Annotated in this window: 15 protein-coding genes; all 15 read right to left on the bottom strand. The window is 31.7% G+C overall.

Features of this window, described 5'->3' with window-relative positions:
- A partial coding sequence (locus tag CJ192_RS07415) for an FMN-binding protein (protein ID WP_102198385.1) occupies positions 1-3,533 on the bottom strand: 3,533 nt, incomplete at its 3' end.
- A 596-nt stretch (positions 3,534-4,129) separates the two neighbouring features.
- Positions 4,130-5,188: a ribonucleotide-diphosphate reductase subunit beta gene (locus CJ192_RS07410; RefSeq protein WP_004815803.1), complete on the bottom strand. Its 1,059-nt coding sequence runs from the start codon at positions 5,186-5,188 to the stop codon at positions 4,130-4,132.
- A 356-nt stretch (positions 5,189-5,544) separates the two neighbouring features.
- Entirely contained in the window at positions 5,545-8,073 is a 2,529-nt protein-coding gene (locus CJ192_RS07405; protein WP_102198335.1) for a ribonucleoside-diphosphate reductase subunit alpha, read from the bottom strand.
- A gap of 203 nt (positions 8,074-8,276) precedes the next feature.
- On the bottom strand, positions 8,277-8,771 hold the full coding sequence (locus CJ192_RS07400; RefSeq protein WP_004815800.1) for an RDD family protein: 495 nt from the start codon (positions 8,769-8,771) through the stop codon (positions 8,277-8,279).
- A gap of 8 nt (positions 8,772-8,779) precedes the next feature.
- Positions 8,780-9,781 carry a signal peptide peptidase SppA gene (sppA, locus tag CJ192_RS07395; RefSeq protein ID WP_004816345.1) on the bottom strand — a complete coding sequence of 334 codons (1,002 nt, stop codon included), beginning with the start codon at positions 9,779-9,781 and terminating at the stop codon, positions 8,780-8,782.
- A 265-nt stretch (positions 9,782-10,046) separates the two neighbouring features.
- The gene (gene ftsH / locus CJ192_RS07390; protein ID WP_102198334.1) at positions 10,047-12,080 is read right to left on the bottom strand and encodes an ATP-dependent zinc metalloprotease FtsH; all 2,034 of its coding nucleotides are present in this window, start codon (positions 12,078-12,080) and stop codon (positions 10,047-10,049) included.
- Positions 12,081-12,548 carry a MarR family winged helix-turn-helix transcriptional regulator gene (locus tag CJ192_RS07385; protein WP_004816362.1) on the bottom strand — a complete coding sequence of 156 codons (468 nt, stop codon included), beginning with the start codon at positions 12,546-12,548 and terminating at the stop codon, positions 12,081-12,083.
- Positions 12,549-12,721: 173 nt separating this feature from the next.
- Positions 12,722-13,561: an NAD(P)/FAD-dependent oxidoreductase gene (locus CJ192_RS07380; protein ID WP_102198333.1), complete on the bottom strand. Its 840-nt coding sequence runs from the start codon at positions 13,559-13,561 to the stop codon at positions 12,722-12,724.
- On the bottom strand, positions 13,561-13,863 hold the full coding sequence (locus CJ192_RS07375; protein ID WP_102198332.1) for a thioredoxin family protein: 303 nt from the start codon (positions 13,861-13,863) through the stop codon (positions 13,561-13,563). Before CJ192_RS07375 ends, CJ192_RS07380 begins: the two co-directional genes overlap by 1 nt.
- A 31-nt stretch (positions 13,864-13,894) precedes the next feature.
- Positions 13,895-14,491 (bottom strand): P-II family nitrogen regulator, encoded by a 597-nt coding sequence (locus tag CJ192_RS07370; RefSeq protein ID WP_004816346.1) that lies wholly within the window; start codon positions 14,489-14,491, stop codon positions 13,895-13,897.
- A complete protein-coding gene (locus CJ192_RS07365) occupies positions 14,491-15,885 on the bottom strand; it encodes a DUF1538 domain-containing protein (protein ID WP_102198331.1) in 1,395 nt (464 codons plus the stop codon). The genes CJ192_RS07370 and CJ192_RS07365 overlap by 1 nt, the downstream gene beginning before the upstream one ends.
- Positions 15,886-15,979: 94 nt before the next feature.
- Positions 15,980-16,966: a phosphate acetyltransferase gene (gene pta / locus CJ192_RS07360; RefSeq protein WP_102198330.1), complete on the bottom strand. Its 987-nt coding sequence runs from the start codon at positions 16,964-16,966 to the stop codon at positions 15,980-15,982.
- A 65-nt stretch (positions 16,967-17,031) separates the two neighbouring features.
- The gene (locus tag CJ192_RS07355) at positions 17,032-17,502 is read right to left on the bottom strand and encodes a DUF4446 family protein (protein WP_004815773.1); all 471 of its coding nucleotides are present in this window, start codon (positions 17,500-17,502) and stop codon (positions 17,032-17,034) included.
- Positions 17,487-18,095 carry a cyclodeaminase/cyclohydrolase family protein gene (locus CJ192_RS07350; protein WP_102198329.1) on the bottom strand — a complete coding sequence of 203 codons (609 nt, stop codon included), beginning with the start codon at positions 18,093-18,095 and terminating at the stop codon, positions 17,487-17,489. The genes CJ192_RS07355 and CJ192_RS07350 overlap by 16 nt, the downstream gene beginning before the upstream one ends.
- The gene (locus CJ192_RS07345; protein WP_102198328.1) at positions 18,082-18,918 is read right to left on the bottom strand and encodes a ParB/RepB/Spo0J family partition protein; all 837 of its coding nucleotides are present in this window, start codon (positions 18,916-18,918) and stop codon (positions 18,082-18,084) included. The genes CJ192_RS07350 and CJ192_RS07345 overlap by 14 nt, the downstream gene beginning before the upstream one ends.

Raw genomic sequence — 18,918 nt, 5'->3', positions numbered from 1 at the left:
GGATCAAGACTTGTTACTGTGGCCGGTCTTATTGTCTGACCTTCTATCCATTGTTGCCCGTTTGATTCCATAAGGCTTGTATCTATTACTTTTTGGTCTACTTCTATCTCTTCTTTTCTTTGTGGTTTTTCAGTTTCAGCGGCTTTTTTCACCACTACCATCACGTATGCTTCACCTACTTCTTTTGCATTTTTCGCTTTGAATTGTAGGTAGACTCTTTGCGGTCTTTCGCTTACTTTGCTATAGTCTGGTTCTTTTTTAAAGCTTACTTCTACCGAGCCGTCTTTTGGTATATTTGAGAATTTTGCCTTGTAATCTTCTAGGCTTGGGGCTTTGCCATTAACTATTATTGCTTGTGAGTTTGCTCTTAGTGGTGTAAATTTTTCACCTTGGTCTATATCGTCATCGTCAGAAATTCCATCTCTGTCTTTATCTCTGTATAGCCAATATTCGATTGTTCTTACTAATAGCTTGTCGCCTTTTTCTGCCTTGAATTTTAGTTTGATTGTTTTAAAACCACTTCCGTCTTCTGGCCATCCTTTGTCAATTGGATCTATTGTTCCTGTTATGGTTTTTCCATCAAATGTTAAGCCTTTTGGTAGTCCTTCTATTTCACCAACTATTTTTGCTTCTGGATCAAGGCTTGTTACTGTGGCTGGTCTTATTGGCTGACCCTCTATCCATTTTTGTCCATTTGATTCCATAAGGCTTGTATCGATTACCTTTTGGTCTACTTCTATTTCTTCTTTTCTTTGTGGTTTTTCTTTTTCTTTTTGTCCATTTTCTTTTTCTTCTACCAAATGTTTATCTGATTCTTTTCCAGATAATTCGAATTTTGCATATATAATCTTTGGTAGGTTTGGATTATCTCCCTCTAGTAATTTGTATTGGACTTGTCTATTTACAGGCAATTTGTCTGTCACATATTCATAGCGATTACCTTTCTTTGATACTAGGCGAATTTTAACTTTTTCAAATTCAAATGATTTTGGAGCATCAATTGTTTGGTGGCTTGCTATATTGCGGCTATCTGCATAATCCATATCTACCTTATCTATCTTGTACCATTTTTTACCGTCAGCACTATATTCCAAACCAATTATATAATCTTTACTATAGTTTCCAACTAGTATTCTAAATTCATCATAAGATAGTGATTTTTCATGGACTACTTTTGCCTTAATAATTCTAGTATCGCCATATTTCTTTAGGTCATTTCCGTTTTCAATTGTTTTTCCATCTGAATCTTTTATGCTAATTCCATTAGCTTGGAAATCTTTCCATCCTAATTCTTTTGAACTTCCATCTTTTTTTGTAATTTTTACTTTAAGCTCAGAAAAATCAACCCCTTCGCCCTTGTTTACTTCTATATTCTTATTTTTAGGTGAAATTATTGAAATTTCTTTTACATTGGTATTTGTTTTGTAATCATTTGAGGATTTTTCTGCCGCTTCTCTTGTTGCTGCTGAAATTCCACTTGCACTTACAGTAGCTCCAGAAATACTATCAAATAAGTCTTTTGAACCATAACGATTTGACATATATGATTTTACAGTTCTTGAAAGTAAGGTTAGGTCTGATTCTGAATTATCACCTCTAAATCCTTTTAAATGATTTAGATATTCTTTTCCAAATAAATCAGCTACTTTCTCCTTAGGATTTTTGCTATTTCTAATTGTTTCAAAATATTCTCTGTAAAGTCCCATTTTTGCAATATTTAACCTAGCTTCTTTTCCTTTTAAGAAAGAAAGTATTTTTTCTGCTTTTTTTCTAAATGGTCCCATATCGTCACCATATTCTGAGTTTAATCCTACTTTTATCTCTGAAATTTCTCCATTTTCAACTCTTATATATGTTTTTGTCTTTTTAGTATTAATATAACCTATTCCCCATCCCGTATATTCTCCATCTTTGAGTGGTTGGTTGTTGTAATATTTTTTGAGGGCATCATCTATATTTTCTTCAGGTTTTTTACCTGGTTTATCTTCCGGTTTTTTACCAGGATTTTCATCCGGTTTTACATTTGGTTTTTCTTCTGGTTTTTTATCAGGAATTGAAGGGATTGTTTCTCCTCCAGCTTTTGATACTGCATCGTTTACTGCATCAATTATTCCCCTGCTTGAGTAGGTTGCACCAGATACTGTATCTACACTCTTTCCTGGTTTTCCTAATATTTTTGTTATTATAGATTGTGCCCTGGCAAAGTATGTGTCATCTTCTTGGTGGGATAGGATTTCTACATTTGTTATTGAACCTTTTGATATGGTTACCCTAACTTTTATTGGGCCATTGAAACCTTCTGATATTCCTTCGTAGATACCATCTTTTAGATTCTTATTGTTACTACCTATTCCTATAGACTTTCCTGTCTTTTGATTTTTATTTGATTTTTTATTCTTTGAAGGACTAGGTTTCGTTTGTTTTACTTTTTGATTTTTTGATCCAGCTTTTGCTATTGCATTGTTTACTGCATCAATTATTCCCCTACTTGAGTAGGTTGCACCAGAGACTGTATCTACACTTTTTCCTGGTTTTCCTAATATTCTTGATAAAACACTTCTTGCACGATTAAAGTATGGGTTATCATCACTGTAAGATAGGATTTCTATATTTTTTATCAATCCATTTGATATGGTAACTCTTACATTTATAGGGCCATTGTATCCTTGGCCTGATCCTGTATATACTCCATCTTTAAGGTCCTCATTTCCTATTGTAACGCTTCCTGCAAGATTACCTCTCCTATTATTTGCATTTGATGAATTGTTTACTGCTTGCACCTTGGCTTGTTGTTTTGAACCAGCTTTTTGGATTGCATCAGCAACTGCCATTTTTAGTGCATTTGATGAAACTGTAGCTCCTGAAATGGAATCTACATTTACACTTCCTGTGCTTAAAATTTGATTTATAACTGCATAAGCTCTTCTAAAATATTGTGGAGTTTCATTTTGAGAAATAACATCTATTGCACTTATCTTTCCATTTTTTATAGTTACTTTTACAGTTAAGATTCCACCATAACCATTTGCACTGCCAAGATATTCACCATCTTTCAGTCCCTCAACTTTTTTTCTGTCTTTCTTTTTAGTTTTTACTTTTATTTTTTCCTTAGACCCAGCTTTTTGTAGGGCTTTTGCTACAGCATCTTTTATTGCATTTGATGATATAGTTGCTCCTGAAACCGAATCAACATTTACGCTTCCTTTTCTTAAAATTTCATCTATTACTGCTAGGGCTTTCTTAAAATATTCTTCTGTTTCATTGTGGGATATTATTTTAATATCAGTTAATTTCCCGTTTTCAATACTTATCCTAACAGTCAAAAGACCACCATAGCCTTCTGAACTTGCCTCATATTGTCCATCTTTCAAATCTTTTGAAATTCTAACCTTACTATGTAGAATATTTTTTTCTTTAATTGCACTGAGCCTTTGATTTTTTTCAAAAGCAAATATTGACGACTTTATCATTACTACAGATGCCAAGCTTACGATAAATAAGGTCAGGGCTTTTTTTAAAAATGTATTTTTCATCTTTCCTCTTTATAAAGTATATTTAGGTTATAAAGTTACCTAGGCCTTTGATTTTTTAAGATAAAAAATCTTAAATATTATTTTGACTACAAAGTCTTATTTTAAAAATTCATCTAAAATATTCGATTTTTATGTCTGATATTGGTGAAAATAACCATAGCTTTTCTATATTTACTGCATTTTTACAAAATAAGAAAAGTCAACTTGATATTATGCTTGTTTTTCTTAAATTTTTTGTATTAGCAATGATTTATCAATAAATACAATAATTCTCATATAAATCGATTTTATTCATTTAATGCTCTAGTTATTTTTTCCAAAATCAACTAATATTTTTTTCTATCCTCTCCCTTCTAAAATTATTACTTTTCATAAAGTACTTTACAAAAAAACGGGTATCTCGATATCGATTATCACTATCGTTTTTTATTATACAAAATTGTATAAAAAAAAACAATAAGTATTATTAGATTTTTGAAAAGTGTAAAATCTTTTACAATTAACTTTCTATAAGCATTTAAAATAAAAAAATGACTCTTATAAGTTAGTTTTTAATCTAACTTATAAGAGTCAGTTTCGATTTAAAATTTTATATTTTATAAATCATCCTCAATAACTGAAGACTTAGAATAAGCGGAAACTTTTCCTTCAAAGAAGTCTGTTTTTACTTGGTTTGGATCTGAATATTCGCTTACCCATTTCATTGATTGGGGTTCTTCTTCATATCCTTCATAAATTTTTCCAAGGCCAAGGCCTTTTGCCCTTAGATTTCCCAAATATTTTATATAATCTTCAATCATTTGTGAATTTAATCCTTGGATTTCATCTCCAATGGCATATTTTCCCCAGGCAATTTCTTGTTCTACTCCTTCTTTTAATAAGGATAGGTAGAATTCTTTCAATTCGTCAGTAAATAAGTCTGGTCTTTCTTCTTTTAGATCATTTATCATTGACCTAAATAGCCACAAGTGGGTGTTTTCATCCCTGTTAATATATCTTATTTCTTGGACAGTTCCTGGCATTTTTCCATTTCTTCCAAGATTGTAGAAAAATGAGAATCCTGAATAGAAATAAATTCCTTCAAGTATATAATTTGCAATCAAAACTCTCATCAAATTAAATTCACTATCATCTTTTATAAATTCATTGTATTGGTCGCCAATAAATTTATTTCTTTTTAAAAGATGTTCATCTTCCTTCCACAAATACAAAATTCTTGTTCTCTCATCAGGAGAGCAGATTGTATCTAGTATGTAGGAATAAGATTGTGAGTGGATTGCCTCTTGGTAGGTTTGAATAGCAAGACAAAGATTTATCTCATTTGCTGTTATATAGGTTTGAAGATTTGGCAAATTTGCTGTTTGGATTGAATCAAGGTATGTTAAAAATGACAAAATCCTATCATAAGCCTTTTTTTCTGCTTTTGATAAATTTCTATAATCTTTTATATCTTGGTTTAAATTAATTTCTTCTGGAATCCAAAAGTTGTTCATAGCTTGACGGTACCAATCATTTGTCCATGTATATTTTACATTGTTAAAGTCATTAAGGTTTGTTGTATTTCCATTGATAATTCTTCTTTTAGAAAGGTCAATATCCCCTTCTTCATTAAAAATTCCTCTTTTAGAAACTTCTTCCTTATATTTTTTTTCCATATTATCTCCTTTATTAAAATAAGTCCTAATTCTTATTTACCCAATTTTTTCTATAAAATCCTAATACTAAATTGAAAGAAGCGAAGCTTCCTGCAAAATTAGCCCGCGCAGCGGTCGGTTGCAGGGGGTTAATAAAGTAAGGGCTTGGGGATATAATTATTGAAATTGTGCCAGTGGTACAATTTCAATAATTATACCGCGGACTTTATTCGTAGTTTTAATTCTAAATTGAATTTTGATTTAAGATTTTTTTAATTTTAAAAAGTAAGTTAGAGTAGTAAAAGGGGAGAATCGAAACTCCCCCTTTCTTCCCCCAAATCCGAAGTAATTAATTTTATATTATTTAAAAAATAAATTTATGACGCACATGAATCACAATCTTCAACTTCTAGAGATTTTCCTCTTACATAATATAGGGATTTTACTCCAGCTTCCCATGCTGTTAGGTAGATATTTAAAATTTGTCTCATTGTGTATTCTGTTGTTATATAAACATTTACTGATTGGGCTTGGTCGATGTGTCTTTGTCTTACACCACATGCTCTCATTGAAATATTTTGGTCAATTGTATAAGCATTTTCGTAAAGCCAGAAAGTTTTTGTGTTTAGTCCTGGGGCCACTCTTGGTACTATTGCTCCCTTTTTTTCTTCTAGGAAATATTTGTTCATTATTGGGTCAACTCCTGCAGATGTTCCTGAAATTATTGAAGTTGATCCTGTTGGAGCTATTGCCAATAAATATCCGTTTCTAAGACCATTTTCATGAACGTCTTTCTTTAATTTTTCCCATCTTTCGCTTTCATATCCTCTTTGTGTGAAATAATCTCCATTATCCCAATCACTTCCTTCAAAACAAGAATATGATCCTTTTTCTTTGGCTATTTCATTTGATGCCTTGATAGCAAAATAATTTATATCTTCATAAACCTTGTCCACAAATTCAAGATGGGCGTCTTCTTCTGACCATTTTATGTCATTTTTAACTAGCATATGATGGTAACCACTTGTTCCAAGTCCTATTGCCCTATATTTTTTGTTAGTTACCTTGGCATATGAAGTTGGGTAATAATTTAAGTCTATTACATTATCAAGAGCCCTTACTATTGTTGATACAACTTCTTCTAGTTCTTTTTTGTCATTTACATCAATATTTCCAAGAGTTAGGCTTGCGAGATTACATTCTACAAAATCTCCAGGTTTGGTTGTATTTACAATTACTGTTTCCCCGTCAACAGTTTTTATCTCTTCGTTAACTGTCTCTGATGGGCTCATGTTTTGGGCAATTTCTGTACAAAGATTTGAGGAGTAGATAATCCCCTTGTGCTTGTTTGGATTTGCCTTGTTTACTGCATCTCTATTAAATACAAAAGGTGTTCCTGTTTCTGTCCATGATTTTATCAAAAGTCTAATCAAATCTTTGATTGCGATTACTCTTTTTGAAATTTCCTTATCCTTTACAAGCTTATGGTAAAATTCTTCAAATTCTTCCCCATAGGTATCTTCGATTGATTTGCCATATTTTACCAAAACTTCGTGAGGATCAAACATGTACCAATCTCCACCAATATTATCCCTACATTCTTTCCAGAAAAGATTTGGAACACAAACTGCTGGGAAAATATCGTGGGCCTTCATCCTGTCATCACCGTTATTTGTTCTTAAGGATAAAAATTCTGGCATATCCTTGTGCCAAATATCCAAATAGCAAGCCACAGCCCCTTGTCTAACCCCTAATTGGTCAACGGCAACTGCTGTGTCATTGGCAAGTTTTATCCACCTTATAACTCCACCTGCTACGTTTTTTATGCCCCTAATATCAGAACCTTGGGCCCTAACTTTTCCAAAATATAGTCCCATTCCACCACCGTGTTTTGAAACTTGGGCAAAGTTTGTGATTGAACGGTAGATTCCTTTTAAGGTATCAGGAACTGTATCTATAAAACATGAAGAAAGTTGGTTGAAGGGCTTTCTTGCATTGGTCATGGTTGGAGTTGCCATGGTTGCCTTTAGTTGGGATAAGATATCATATAATTTTTTGGCAAAAGATACCTTATCTTTTTCGCCAATGGCAAGGTGCATTGAAATTCCCATAAACATTTCTTGGACGCTTTCAATGTATTCACCTTCAAAAGTTTTTATTAAATATCTTTTTGCAACTAAATCAAGACCTGAATAGGTAAAAAGCTTATTTCTTTCTTCTTTTAAATAAGCTCCCAACTCCTCTAAATCTTTGTTAGTATAAGATTCTAAAATATATGCTCCATAAAGACCAACTGAAGTTAGATATTGGATTTTTGACCTAAAATCAACAATTTCATATTTTTCTTCGCTAAGGCTAATTTTTAAATTTATAAGATGAATCATAAATCTTGCTGCAATAAATTCCCAATCTGGGGCTTCCTTACTTGTAAGCTCACTTGCTGCCTTGATAAGGGCGTTTAGCAAGGCCTCCTTGGTCATATTTGCCTTTGTAAATGATTCAAATTTTAAATACAAGGATTCTATTGGGTATCTTTGATTATCATATTCTTCATTAATATCCTTAATAATAGAAAGGGTATAGTCATCATCTATATAGGATTCAAAATCTGTTAAGACTTTCCTATCCATATTGTGTTTTGCCCTATAAAGAATATAAGATTTTACTTCCTTGTAATAATTATTTTCAATTAATTCAAGCTCAACCAAGTCTTGAATTTCCTCAACTGTAACCACGTGGTCTTTGGGATATCTTTCCTTGATTGTATTTTCTATATTTAAAGAAATTTTATCCAAATTTTCTTCGCTAATTACAGAATCAACTGACCTAAAAGATTTAAAGATTGCACGATTTATCTTTTCTCTTTCAAAGTCAACAACTTTTCCATCTCTTTTTTTAACTTCCATGTCCACCCCTAAATATTGTTATTTTTATATCTAATACACTATATATTGTGTTTACTCCAAATTTTCTACCTAACAATCATACCACAAGATCTGACCTTTAAAAAGTATAAAATACTTATAATTTTAAAAAATATAATAAAATTTTAAAAACTTCCAAAAAAAAAGATATATCTTGAAAATCAAAATATATCCTTATATTTTATTTAATTTTCAAAAAGATAATCTACCACATCATCTTTTATTACTACAGTATCCACCAGCATATCTGCCAAGGATTGTTTGTTTGGGCTAAAGCCTACTATTAAATACAAAATTTTTATGAAATTTTGAATGTATCTTGCAAAAACTTCCCTAACCAAGCAATCAAAAAATGATAATTTTTCATCACTAAGGGATATGACCCTAATTCCTACAGCCATTTTTCCTAAAGTTTGACCATTGTTCAAATAAGTTAGGATGAAAAAGTACAACAGGCAAATTCCCGTTTCTATAAAAGGATTTAATTCTATATTCATAAAGGTTAAATCCGGACTTATTTGAAAAATTTTCAAAATAATATTTGAAAAAGAATAGGCAACTATTGAATCTATAGTAAAGGCTACAAGTCTTAGGAAAAATCCTGCATAGGCAAATTTAGGTATGGATATTGTTTTTTGATTATTTAAAGTATTATTTTCAATTACTTCCATATTTTCCATTTTATCACCTATTTTCCATAATAATACATTGGTAGTGGGGAATCTTTTTCCATTAGCTCTTTTATGATTGAAAGGTCTGATGAAGAATTTTTATTTAAAAGATTTTCTGCTTTGGAGAAAAATCTAGAAAATGAAGCCATGTCATTATCATATTGGTAGACTTCAGCATTATTTAATTTGAAATCTTTTTTCATATCTTCTATAGCCAAATCCAAGTCACCAATCTTATCTACAAGGCCATTGCTTTTGGCTTGGGCCCCATCATAAACCCTACCATCAGCAAGTTTTCTAACTTCATCTTCCTTCATAGACCTACCTTGAGATACAATTTTTACAAACCTATCAAAGGAAGAATTTATGAGGTCTTGGAAATATTTTTTTTGCTCATCTGTCATATCTTTTCCAGCAGATCCTGCATCTTTCATTTTTCCTGTTGTAATATTTTGTTGTTTAATTCCATATTTTTCGAAGAGACCTTGGAAGGATGTTGATGACATAATTACACCGATTGAACCTGTAAGAGTTTCATTTGAGGCGTAGATCCTATCAGTTGGGGCAGAAATATAATATCCACCACTTGCTGCCATTGTTTTCATAACAGTAAATACTGGGATTTTTTTATCCTTTTGGATTTTTTTGATTTTATTGGCAATTTGCTCAGAATTATAAACAGCTCCACCTGGAGAATTTACTTGCATAATAACCCCCTTAACAGAATCATCATCATATACATCGTCAAGTTGGTCCATAAAGTCATCATAAACTTGTCCATCCCCAATTGCTCCCTCATAAGATAAAACAGCTATTTTATTTTTACTATCTCCCTTTTCAAGAGTTTTTTTATTTGCAGTTGCAGAAAAAGGATTGAATTGGTCAAAATATTGGTTTTTCAATTCCTCACTTTTTTTCTCAGCTTGCTTTTCACCCCTATTTGATACAATAGTAGATGCCACAAACAAAAGTAGGGCAATAGCCACAGCTATCCATCTTTTGCTCTTGTTTTTTTTCATATTTACTCCTTTAAATTTTTTTCTTTCAATATTTATACTATATTATTCTAAATTTAAAGATTCAAGGAAAAGTTTTGATTTTTCCTAACAATTGAGTACAATGAAAAGGCAAGACAATTATCGTTAACACTAGAGAAATTGTTTTTGTATAGTCTCTTAATTGAGGCTATTTACATAGAGGATTTTTACCAAAAAGCTTAAATGTGCAGGTGAAAATCCATTTTTTTTTTTATAAAAAAAAAGCCCCGAGGGGCTTTTAATTTTACTAATCTTCTTTTTTATCTTTATCATCTTTCTCTTCTGATCCTAGGGCTATTACATTGTCAGGTTCATTTTCCTTTAATGTATCTTCCAATTCTTTTTTCAAATCATCGGTTGAGTTTTCACTAGAATCTTGGTCTTTTTTATCATGATTTTCTTCTAATTTTTTATCAGAATTAACTTCTTCATTTTCCACAGGTTTTTTATTTAATATATTCATAAATTGCTCGCCTGTAATTGTTTCTTCTTTTAAAAGGAAGTCAGAAATTTCATGAAGTTTATCAAGATTATCTTTAAGAATTTCTATAGCTCTCATGTGAGCTTGAGCGATAATTTTTCCTACCTTTTGGTCAATCTTATCTCCAGTTCCATTTGAAACTATCATAGACCTTTGACCACCAAGGTATCTTCCTTGGATTTGTTCAAGTTGCATAAAGTCAAAGTCTTCATCCATACCATAAATTGTTACCATATTTCTAGCTATGGCTGTAGCCTTTTCTATATCATTACTTGCTCCAGTGGTTTTTGCATTAAAGATTAACTCTTCTGCACTTCTTCCACCTGCCAAGGTCACTATTTCATCAAACAATTCTTGCTTGGTCATTATAAATTTCTCATCCTTATCGACAGTCATTGTATAACCCAAGGCTCCTCCAGTTCTTGGAACTATAGTGATCTTTGTTACTGGGGTTTTTTGTGTTTGAATAGCTGCAACTAAAGCGTGTCCTACTTCGTGGTAAGCTATAATTTTCTTTTGATCATCTGAAATTACTGCATTTTTCTTTTGTGCTCCTGCTATAACTGTTTCTATAGATTCTTCAAGGTCTGTTTGGGTTAGCTTGTTACGTCCTTCCCTAACAGCTCTTAGAGCACCCTCGTTTACAATATTTGCAAGGTCAGCACCAGAGGTTCCTGCAGTTCTTTTTGCTATTTCTTCATAGTCAATGTCATTTTCACGCTTAATTTTTTTGGCATGAACTTTTAATATATCTTCACGACCCTTTAAATCAGGTAGTTCTACTTGAACTCTTCTGTCAAATCTTCCAGGTCTTGTTAAAGCTGGGTCTAGGATTTCAGGTCTGTTGGTTGCAGATAATAAAACTACTCCCTCAGTCGCATCAAATCCATCCATTTCATTTAACAATTGGTTTAGGGTTTGCTCACGTTCATCATTTCCAGAATATCCAGAAACATCACGTTTTTTACCAATGGCATCTATCTCATCTATAAATACTATACAAGGAGCCTTTTCCTTTGCTTGTTTGAAAAGATCACGAACCTTGCTTGCCCCCATTCCTACAAACATTTCAACAAATTCAGAACCTGAAATTGAGAAAAATGGAACATTAGCCTCACCTGCAACTGCTTTTGCAAGTAAAGTTTTACCTGTTCCTGGAGGGCCTACAAGTAAGACACCCTTTGGTAAAACAGCACCAATTTCCTTATACTTTTGAGGTCCATGAAGAAAATCTACAACCTCATTTAAACTATCCTTTGCCTCTTCTTGGCCTGCAACATCAGCAAAAGTTTTTCCAGTTTTGTTTTCCATATAAATTTTGGCATTTGACTTTCCAAAATTCATAAAGTCTCCACCACCACGGCCTCCCATGGTTTTTGATAGGGACCTGTTTGCCATATAAAAAATTAAAAGCAAGAATAAAAGTGGAAGTATACTTGTGACAAAAAGTGTAAGCCATGGGCTCATTTTTGTTTCAACTTCCTTGGTAAAGGTTAAATTTTTGTGTTTTTTACTAGCTTCTAATAATCTTTCAGTAAGGTCAGTATCTGGCCACAAACCTGTAATAAATTTTTGCTTATCCCCATCAACTACGGCTGTGAAAGTGTAGTTGTAATCATCCTTTGTAACTTCCCTAACTTGTCCATTATCAATCATGGAAACAAATTGAGAATATGTTATCTCTTTTGGTTTTCCTTCTGCCCTAATTGGTTGTAATATCTGTTGGATAACCAAAAAGGCGACTATGGCAATTATCCAATAGTAGACTAGAGGTCTCTTGCCCTTTTTTATTGATGGCATCTATAAACCACTCCTAACAATATATTCATCTAATAAATTATCTAATGAACCTAATTCATCTATTATAGTTTTCAAATTAGCATTTATATTTTTCTCATCAACTTCTGGTTTGATTTTATCAAAATATTTGCTAACCTTGCTTGCTGCATCTAATCCTTTATCTGTTAATTTTACATTAACAACTCTTTCATCTTCATCAGACCTGTTTCTGTCAACAAAGCCTTGTTTTTCTAATTTTTTACAAATATTAGAAATATTTCCCCCATTTACACCTATGGATTTGCCAAGATTTCCTATAGAAACTGCATCCTTTGATGCTGAAAGGGTCATAATCATCTTAAGTTGTAGGGTTGTTACACCCAATTCTTGAGCTGTTTCTTGTAAAAGTAAATCTATCTTATGTGATATCTCTCTAATCATTGAAAATATAGAGTTATTGAATTCAAAAAAATCTATGTGTCTTGTCATTTAAGCCTCCTACAATTTATTCTACTTAAATATTATTCTACATATATTAGAACAAATTTCAAGTAAAAATAAAGAATATTTTTGATAATTAATTTTAATTATGTATTAATTGTGTTTTTCAAAAAATTAATGCCATACCCTAAGGTATGACATTTTATGTTTCACGTGAAACATTATTTATAACTTGCTGCATTTAAGCCAGCAATTTGTCCTTGGCCAACTGCCTTGTTGATTTGATAAGGTCTTCCAACTATATCACCACAGGCAAACAAGCCCTTTATATTTGTTTGCATATTTGAATCAACTTTTATATGGCCATTTTCAATTTTTACTGAAGGGGCTAGGCTTTGTGGTTTTGAAGAATTTTTTATAATAAAAAATCCATCAGCCTCAATTTTTTCCCCATCTTCCAAAATTAAAGAAGATGCCTTCATATCTCCAATAAAGTCTTTAGGTTTTTTGTTTATAATTTTAATCCCAGAATCAAGCTTTAGGTCCTCATTTTTTGGATTTATAAAAATAGTCTCTTTTGCAAGCTTATTTATAAAGTTTGCCTCATCTATTGCCTCATCATTTAAGCCTACTAGGACAACTTTCTTTCCTTTATATAAACTTGCATCACAGGTTGCACAGTAGGAAATTCCCTTGGCAAAAAATTTATCCTCACCTTCTATGGATTTTCCCATATCAACTCCTGAAGCTAAGATACAAGTTTTTGATGTAAGCATTTTATCTCCAAGATCTACTGAAAAATAATCACCCAAGGCATAAACTGCCTTGATTTTTTTATCCATTATTTCTACTGGATACTCCTTTATATGGTCTATAAATCTTTGGTATAAATCCTTACCTTCCAAGTCCTTAAAGCCCAAATAATTTTTTATTGAGGGACTTTTTTCTATGGCCTTTGATTTTTTTCCTATTATTAAAACTTTTTTCTTTCTTATACTTGCATTAAGACCTGCAGCTATTCCTGCAGGTCCAAATCCAACAACTATTAAGTCGTAATCCATTATTTAAGCTTTTCTACTTCTTCAAGAATAACTTCTTTAGCTTGGAAACCTACTAGGGTATTTTTTAATACTCCACCCTTAAATAACATCAAAGATGGGACTGCATTTACATTATATCTTCCTGCAAGTTCTGGACTTTGGTCAACATCTACAGAATATATTTCTAATTGGTCTTCCATTTGTTCAAGAACTGGTTTTTGCATCTTACAAGGTCCACACCAAGTTGCTGAAAAATCTACCAAAACTATTCCATCATTTTCTAAAACATGTGTATCAAATTCGCTTGTATTTATCTCTTTCATAATATCCTCCATTTTTTATAATTATACCGTCTTAATTTTGCTCAACAAGTCCACGAACGTCTGAAACTGGCAAGGAGAAAAGTATTCCTTGAGAATTTTCTTCCAGATTCATAGCCTCATAAATGGAGCTTTTAACTTTTTCAGATATTTCTTTTTTGATTAACATTATGACAATATCTTTTTCAGGTTCAATTGTCATATTTAAAAATACTGACTTTTTTTGAATACCTGATCCTCTTCCATGGACAACAGTAGCTCCTCTTGCCCCTTCTTTTTGGGATATTTCTATAACCTTATCTGCATTTTCTTTGTTAACTATTACATACAAAGCTTCATATTCCATATTAACTTCTCCTTTTAAGTCCAGTGGTGTTGTAAACATTATAGATGTATTTTTCTTATCGAATTTTTCTTTTAACTTATATAACAAGTCCTTTACCAATTCGTCATTTACAAGGGCTGATACTATTTCTTTTTTTTCTTTGTTAATTCCCAAGACTTCTAAAATATGGTCATTTGCAGAGCCTTCTGCCAAAAGACAAGAAATTGACTTAGCACCGTGTTTTTCTAATTGGTCCATAAACCTAGATCCTTTTGATCTTGATGTTATTATTCTTAAATATTTCATTATCCTTCTATGGCCTCCTTATAAAAAGATCCCATTATCATTATTGTTATTACTGGCATTAATGCCACAAAGGCTATTACTCCAAATCCATCTGCTACATTTCCTGCAACACCTTGGCAAAAGGCAAGGATAAAGGTTGCTGTCATTGGGCCTGATGCAACTCCTCCCGAATCAAAGGCAATTCCAACAAAAAGTTGAGGAACATTTCTTGATAAGATTAGGGCAAGCAAAAATCCTGGTACTATTAGCATCCATAATTTAAACCCTTCAATTTTTATCCTAAACATAGCAAGCATCACTGCAAAGGCAACTCCAAGTGAAAGGGCCTTCATTATTGAAGACTTATGAATTGATCCTCCTGTAACTTCTTCTACCTGCTCTGATAATACAAAAACAGCTGGTTCTGCCAAAACAACCAAAAGTCCTAAGATAAATCCAATTAATGGTACAAGTTTAAAATCTGCATAATTTTCTCCCATAACTCTTGCAAGTTCCATAAATCCACCTTCAACGCTTGCCAAAAATATTATAAGGCCTAGGTAAGTGTAGATTAAACCCAGATTTATGTTTTTTTTATTTTTAATTTTAAAAACTAATTTATCCATTACAAAAAATACCAAACTAATAGGAACTATTGCAAAAGTTGCTGATTTAAATCCTGAATATATGGCTGATGTGTGAGCCATTTCTTCTATTAAAACATTTGATGAATCAATTGAAAGGCTCATCAATAATCCTGCAAGGATTGGTCCTGCTGATGCAATTCCTACAAGGCCAAATGAGTTTTCTTCCCCCTTACTCTCCCCTTTTAATTTACTTACACCAAGTCCTAGGGCTATAATAAAGGGAGTTGTCATTGCCCCTGTTGTAGCTCCAGATGCATCAAAAGCTATAGCATGACCTAAATCATTTGTTATGAGCATGAGGATAAAAATTACCCCATATACTACTATCATAAGGCTTGAAAGTTTAATTTCTTTAAATATCCTGTAAAGACCAATTGAAATCATTACTCCAACTCCTGCTGAAATTATGGCTACTATCAAAAATGATACTAATCCAACTGCACTACTTACTTGGTTTGCTAAAATTAAAAGGTCAGGTTCAGCAACTGAAATTATAAATCCTATGAATATTCCAAATATTACTACCTTTAAAATATTTTCAGATTTTGCTATAAAATCTCCCATAAAAGATCCTATTTTTGATATGGATAAGTCTACTCCTGTTAGGAAAATGGAAAGACCTAAAATTACTCCCAGGCATCCTAGCAAAAAATTTCCTATTAATTTATTGTCTACTGGTCTAAATAAATTTAATATTAAAACTAAAATTGCTATAGGCACAACTGCCTTTGCATTTTGTTTTACTTCGTCTTTAAATATAATTGCCACCTCTTTTTATTGTGTTTCATTGTCTATATGTTTTATAGTTAATTTTTTTGTATAACAAAAGAGGCAATCAAATGACTGTCTCTTTTATTTTTTCTTAATCTCTAACTTGGTTAGCTGTTAGAATTGTTAGTTTATATACATCCTCTTCGTTACATCCTCTTGAAAGGTCATTTACTGGTTTGTTTAGCCCTTGAAGTATTGGTCCTAAAGCTTCATAATTTCCAAGTCTTTGACCAATTTTATATCCAATGTTTGCAGCTTGTAGGTCTGGGAATATAAATACTTTTGCCCTTCCTGCAACGTCTGAGTTTGGAATTTTCTTTCTTGCTACTTGTGGTGAAATAGCTGCATCAAATTGCATTTCTCCATCAATTCTTAAGTCTGGATCCATTTCTTTTGCAAGTTTTGTAGCTTCTTCTACCTTTCTTGCAAGTTCGTGTTTAGCTGATCCTTTTGTTGAAAATGATAGCATAGCAACTATTGGTTCTATACCAAATTCTTCAGCTGTTCTTGCAGCTTCTACTGCAACTTCTGCAAGTTCATTAGATTGAAGAGTAATATTAATTGCTGTATCTGCAAATAATAATTTTTCTCCATTAGGTCCAAGCATAATCATAACACCAGAAACCCTGTTTACACCTTTTCTTGTTTTGATAAGTTGTAGAGCTGGTCTTACTGTATCTCCAGTTGGATGAGCTGCACCTGAAACCATTCCGTCTGCTTTTCCTGTTTCAATAAGCATAGTTCCGAAATAGTTGTTGTCTTTTTTAAGAAGATATTCACCATCTTCTCTTGTGTTTTTGCCTTTTCTAAGCTCAACATATCTATCTACTAATTCATCAAGTAGTTCACTTTCTCTTGGGTTAATAATTTGGATATCTCCTAATTTGACCCCTTCTTGATCTGCTACTTTTTGAATTTCATCTTTGTTACCAAGTAATATTGGAACTACAAGTCCATCTTCATTGTGTCTTATAGCTGCCCTTAATACTCTTGAATCATCGCCTTCTGGAAATACTATTGTACGGTTTTTACCCCTAATATTTTCAGTAGCGAGTTCCATAACTCCATCGTTTGCCATAATAACCTCCTAATCATAAATCGATTTTAGCATTACTATTATACCCTATTTGAAGAAATTTTCTTCTATAATTTTGCTTTTTCTAAACACTCCTTTTCCCTATCAGATAATTCTTGTAAACTTTCTCCATTTACTATTTCCTTAAGGTAGGTGTTTGATCCATCTTGGGAATATAGATTTGTTAAAACAATTCCATTATGGTAAGAATCTAGGAGGGTTAAGGAAAATGAATTTTTTCCTCTTTGGCTATCAAAAGCATCAAAATGTACAACAGCCATCTTACTTACAGCTCCCATTGATGAAGTTTTCGTATCTGAAGCCCTTTGGTCAAGAGACCTAATTTCTCTACTGGACTCTTCAATTTGGTCATTAAGTTGTAAAATTAATTCTTCCATATTTATATCAGGATTTTTTCCCCTTAGTAGGTGGTCATATCTTCTTTTTTGTCTTCTTAATTTGTTGTTGTTTGATTTTATCATTGAATATTCAAAGATAACAAGAATAAATAAGATAATTATGGCTATTGTTTGTCCCATTTCTTTTTCCTTTCATCGATGATTTTAATATTATCCTTGTACAACTTATCACAAAATTTTATGATAGATTTGTAATTTGTTTTTTCTATTTTTTCATCTGATAAGTTGTCTTCATTCATAGTAAGATTTATAAAAGAAGAATGAATAGCTTCTTTAACAAGCCTTAGTCCAATCTCCCCATCACTTATTGCTTCGATTTTTCCATGTTTTAGAATAAAATCACAATCTTGTAGGATAATTATCATTAGTTCAATGGTTCTTTTTGGTGCCTTATTTGCCTCAATTATATAATCATCATAATTTGAGATATTTTCATCTTTATAGGCCCTTATTAAAAGATTAACCTTATCTATATCTTCTTGCATCAATTCTTCTAATTCTGATGAATATTTTTTAAATTTCTTTTCTATTTTTTGAGACTTTTTATTTAATTTTTCATCCCCATAATCTTTTTTTGCCATCATTAATATTAAATTTAAGCCAAGATTTCCAACCAAACTTATAATAGCTCCACCACCAGGATTAGCAGTTTTTTTCCTGGTATTATCAATTAGATTTTTAACTGTAAAATCAATTATCTTATTTTTTTCCATTTTTTATACTCCAATATAAATTTTCTATATCATCTATAGAAAAACAGTCAATACTTACCCTATATCCTTCCTTATTCTTTTTAATTTCTACTTTTGAATTTAAAAGATCAATAAATTTTTCTTCAAAATCTTCGAATAGTATTTGGTCTAAATTTTGATCATCTTTAATAGACTTGATTTTTCTAGATTTTTTTTCTACTTTTCTTATATTTGTTTTCTTATTCTTAAAATCATCTAGAGATTTTTTTCTATCATCTTCATCTTTTATAGAAAGAAGGGTTCTTGCCTGAGATGATGAAATATTTCCTTCTTGTAGTTCTCTTTTTGAATTTTCATCAAGTTTTAAAAGCCTTAGGCTATTTGCTATATAAGACCTTGATTTACCAACAGTTTTTGCAACCTCCTCTTGGGTCATATTATAGTTTTGACATAATTCATTATAGGCATTTGCCTCTTCAAGACCTGTTAAATCTTCTCTTTGCACGTTTTCAACTATAGAAAGAATATCTATATTCTTGTTATCAACATTTTTTATAATTGCATCAATTTCTTTATGTCCTAAAAGTTTACTTGCCCTATACCTTCTTTCACCAGCTATTATTTCATATTTAATCCCATTTTTCCTAAGGACTATGGGATTTAATAAGCCATATTTTTCTATTGACTGGCTAAGCCCCAAAAGAGCCTTATCATCAAAATTTTTTCTTGGTTGATCTTTTCTAGTATAAATTTTTTCCATAGGAATTCTTACTATGGTCTTATTTCTTTTATTATTTTCTGGAATCAGAGATCCAAGTCCCCTACCCAAAGATTTTTTTGTCAT

Origin of the sequence: Anaerococcus hydrogenalis (genome assembly GCF_002871895.1) — a bacterium.
GTDB classification, from domain to species: Bacteria; Bacillota; Clostridia; order Tissierellales; family Peptoniphilaceae; genus Anaerococcus; species Anaerococcus hydrogenalis.
Note: the sequence above shows the minus strand (reverse complement) of the source record. Positions and strands in the feature narration are given on the sequence as shown.

What these genes read in the sequence shown, in the direction of transcription:
- CJ192_RS07410 (WP_004815803.1), bottom strand. Translation starts at nt 5,188, where the DNA reads ATGGAAAAAAAATATAAGGAAGAAGTTTCTAAAAGAGGAATTTTTAAT.
- CJ192_RS07405 (WP_102198335.1), bottom strand. Translation starts at nt 8,073, where the DNA reads ATGGAAGTTAAAAAAAGAGATGGAAAAGTTGTTGACTTTGAAAGAGAA.
- CJ192_RS07400 (WP_004815800.1), bottom strand. Translation starts at nt 8,771, where the DNA reads ATGGAAAATATGGAAGTAATTGAAAATAATACTTTAAATAATCAAAAA.
- sppA (WP_004816345.1), bottom strand. Translation starts at nt 9,781, where the DNA reads ATGAAAAAAAACAAGAGCAAAAGATGGATAGCTGTGGCTATTGCCCTA.
- ftsH (WP_102198334.1), bottom strand. Translation starts at nt 12,080, where the DNA reads ATGCCATCAATAAAAAAGGGCAAGAGACCTCTAGTCTACTATTGGATA.
- CJ192_RS07385 (WP_004816362.1), bottom strand. Translation starts at nt 12,548, where the DNA reads ATGACAAGACACATAGATTTTTTTGAATTCAATAACTCTATATTTTCA.
- CJ192_RS07380 (WP_102198333.1), bottom strand. Translation starts at nt 13,561, where the DNA reads ATGGATTACGACTTAATAGTTGTTGGATTTGGACCTGCAGGAATAGCT.
- CJ192_RS07375 (WP_102198332.1), bottom strand. Translation starts at nt 13,863, where the DNA reads ATGAAAGAGATAAATACAAGCGAATTTGATACACATGTTTTAGAAAAT.
- CJ192_RS07370 (WP_004816346.1), bottom strand. Translation starts at nt 14,491, where the DNA reads ATGAAATATTTAAGAATAATAACATCAAGATCAAAAGGATCTAGGTTT.
- pta (WP_102198330.1), bottom strand. Translation starts at nt 16,966, where the DNA reads ATGGCAAACGATGGAGTTATGGAACTCGCTACTGAAAATATTAGGGGT.
- CJ192_RS07355 (WP_004815773.1), bottom strand. Translation starts at nt 17,502, where the DNA reads ATGGGACAAACAATAGCCATAATTATCTTATTTATTCTTGTTATCTTT.
- CJ192_RS07350 (WP_102198329.1), bottom strand. Translation starts at nt 18,095, where the DNA reads ATGGAAAAAAATAAGATAATTGATTTTACAGTTAAAAATCTAATTGAT.
- CJ192_RS07345 (WP_102198328.1), bottom strand. Translation starts at nt 18,918, where the DNA reads ATGACAAAAAAATCTTTGGGTAGGGGACTTGGATCTCTGATTCCAGAA.